At 62.8% G+C, this 2,486-nt stretch carries 3 protein-coding genes; all 3 read left to right on the top strand.

The genetic code is table 11. From position 1 onward, the window contains the following. On the top strand, nt 1-1,802 hold a 1,802-nt coding region (locus AC1D15_RS26815; RefSeq protein ID WP_477828399.1), incomplete at its 5' end, for an RHS repeat-associated core domain-containing protein. Between the two features lie 10 nt (nt 1,803-1,812). Then, nucleotides 1,813-2,061, top strand: coding sequence for a MafI family immunity protein (locus AC1D15_RS26810; protein WP_477828398.1), 249 nt, complete (start codon nt 1,813-1,815; stop codon nt 2,059-2,061). A 107-nt stretch (nt 2,062-2,168) separates the two neighbouring features. Next, entirely contained in the window at nt 2,169-2,450 is a 282-nt protein-coding gene (locus AC1D15_RS26805) for a DUF7716 domain-containing protein (RefSeq protein WP_477828397.1), read from the top strand. Nucleotides 2,451-2,486 lie beyond the last annotated feature (36 nt).

Here is a 2,486-nt window from a genome sequence, read left to right as displayed (position 1 = left end):
GCCTGCAATACAACGCGCTGGGCAGCATCYTCTACAAGAGCGATGTGGGGGCGTACAGCTATGGAGCCCAGGGTGCGAACGCCGTGAGGCCGCATGCTGCTCTGGGCATCGAAGGCGCGGCAGCCAACACCTTCGGCTTCGATGCGAACGGCAACATCGTCAGCGCAACGGCGGGCAAGTACCGCGGGATCACGTACACCGGCTTCAACCTGCCGGACAGCCAGACGGGCGTGCAAGGGCCTGCAGGTGGCCCGAGCTACGTGTGGAACTACGACGAGGACCACGCACGCCTCCGGGAGGTGCGGACGATCCCGAGTGGCACGAACGCCGGTACACGCACCACTTGGTACCTGCACCCGGACAACACCGGCGGTCTGGCTTTCGAGAGCGAGGTCAATGCGCCGACCAACCCCAGTGCCGCGAACCCGGCGGTCACGAGCAACCGCCACTACCTGAGCGCAGGCGGCCAGAGCCTCGGCGTGCTGGTCACCACCGGCGCGCTGCCCACGCTCGGTGCCACGCAGACCGCGCCAGCCGCGCAGTCGAGCCTGAGCGCGGTGAAGCTGGAGTATTGGCACAAGGACCACCTGGGCAGCATCGCGGCGACCACGGACCACAACGGCAACGTGACGGCCCGCAACGCCTATGACCCGTTCGGCAAGCGCCGCTTCGCGAACGGCAACTACGATGCAGCAGGCGCGCTCGTCATCGACTGGAGCCCGGCCGTCAACGGTGGCACAGATCGCGGCTTCACCGGCCATGAGCAGCTCGACGACATCGGGCTCACGCACATGAACGGCCGGCTGTATGACGCGGCCCTCGGTCGCTTCCTGTCAGGCGACCCGCTCGTGACGGATCCGCTGGATCTGCAGAGCTTCAACCGCTACAGCTACGTGCGCAACGACCCGCTGGCACGCATCGATCCGAGCGGATGGGCGGATCCGCCGAAGAAGCAGGACATCCTGGATCCGTGCAAGTGGAACAACCCGTACTGCTCGCAGAACGTGGTGCGGCTGATGCATGGATCGGGCGATTCGACGACCGCTGACGCTCGCGTAGGCACCCTCCCTGGGCGCGCGGAGACCTCAGGCAACGGGTGGGGGTACGGTGTCCCGAGGCTCGACGCATTGATCCCGCAGTTCAACGTGTCGTCGGTCTTCGATGCGTACGGCGTCATCTGCGATCGCACCGAGGGCTATTGCACGACGGGCGACGGCCAGGTCTGGTACCAGAAGCCGGGCCAGCCGAGCATGCCGGTCGTCATGGTCACCGGCTCCACGCCGGCTCCGACGGCCGGCGAGATCGCGATCGGCATGACGCCATTCATCGGTGGTGCCTACGGCATGCTCGATGATCTGGCTCACAGGCGTTGGGGCAGCGCTGGGTTCAACGGCGCCACGGTGTTGGGGGATTTTGCGAGCTGGGGAGTGGCTGGAACCGCTCTCCGTGGGGCACGCGTCGCAAAGGCCGCGGCAAAAGAGTCAATCAATCTCGCAAGCGCACAACGCACCCAACACATACTTCATGGAGATGCGACTGGTGGAGGTCACCTCTGGCCCGGCAGCTCCGGCAAGACCCCGTTTCCTCAGTCATGGGATGCAGATAGGGTTATGCACAACGTCTCGGACCTTGCGACTGACCCGGCGGCGCTGTGGGTGCAGCAGACTGGCAAGGCAGGAGCTCAATTTACGAAGAGCGGTCTCCCAGTTCGCTGGAAAGTGGAGGGAGTCCGCGACGGAGTGTGCATGATCTGCATCGTTGAGCCCCGCGGCGAAGGCATTGTCACGGCCTTCCCGAAGTAGGAGGAATCCAATGACTGAATCGAACCTCGAAGCCCGTCTTCTCGCCTTTGTTGCCGGCTTTGAAGGTCTGCTGCCGGATGAGGACGTGATGAATGCGAGAACCTTGATTGCCAAGCGAGAGTGGGGCGTCGGTTTGGAGCTCCTTTGCACTCAGTTGGTTGAATACGACGTATCGTTGACCGACGACGAGTCTGCTGAGTTGAAGAGTCTGGCTCAAGCAATGGGCCTCGATGTCAATGATCTCGGCTTTGCTTCGTAGTTGCCGCTCAGTTCGGAGCACGGCACCAAAGCGGGCCACGGCAAMCGCTGCTTCGCCCACATCAGGTTGGTGGAGTCAAGCTCTGGAGGGTGGCTACTGAGGTAAGCATGAAACTGCGAGAAATACTGAACCAGTGTGACAAGCTGGGGGAATACGACGTCGTCTACGCGAGGCGTCCATGGTCGCTGGACTCTGAGGCGGCCGTTATTGAGTACGAAGAAGGCCAGTCGGTGGTGCGTCTGTTGAAAGGCGCCCCGTCCTTTGAGTACTTTCTCGAGGCTCCGCTTGCGACGGACATTCGACAGCAAGCAGAGGGCGGTGGCAGATCGACAGAAGAAGCACTGGACGTTCTCCTGTACTACGCGGAGAACGATGCCTTTCCACAATGAACGTCCTGTCGCACAGGGAGGACTTGCGTGGATCAC

It is taken from the genome of Rhizobacter sp. P2_H2, from assembly GCF_056403375.1.
The sequence above is the reverse complement of the archived record's forward strand: the minus strand, read 5'-3'. Positions and strand labels throughout refer to the sequence as shown.

Excerpts from the sequence above, each read along its gene's own strand:
- AC1D15_RS26805 (WP_477828397.1), top strand. The coding sequence starts at position 2,169 with ATGAAACTGCGAGAAATACTGAACCAGTGTGACAAGCTGGGGGAATAC.
- AC1D15_RS26810 (WP_477828398.1), top strand. The coding sequence starts at position 1,813 with ATGACTGAATCGAACCTCGAAGCCCGTCTTCTCGCCTTTGTTGCCGGC.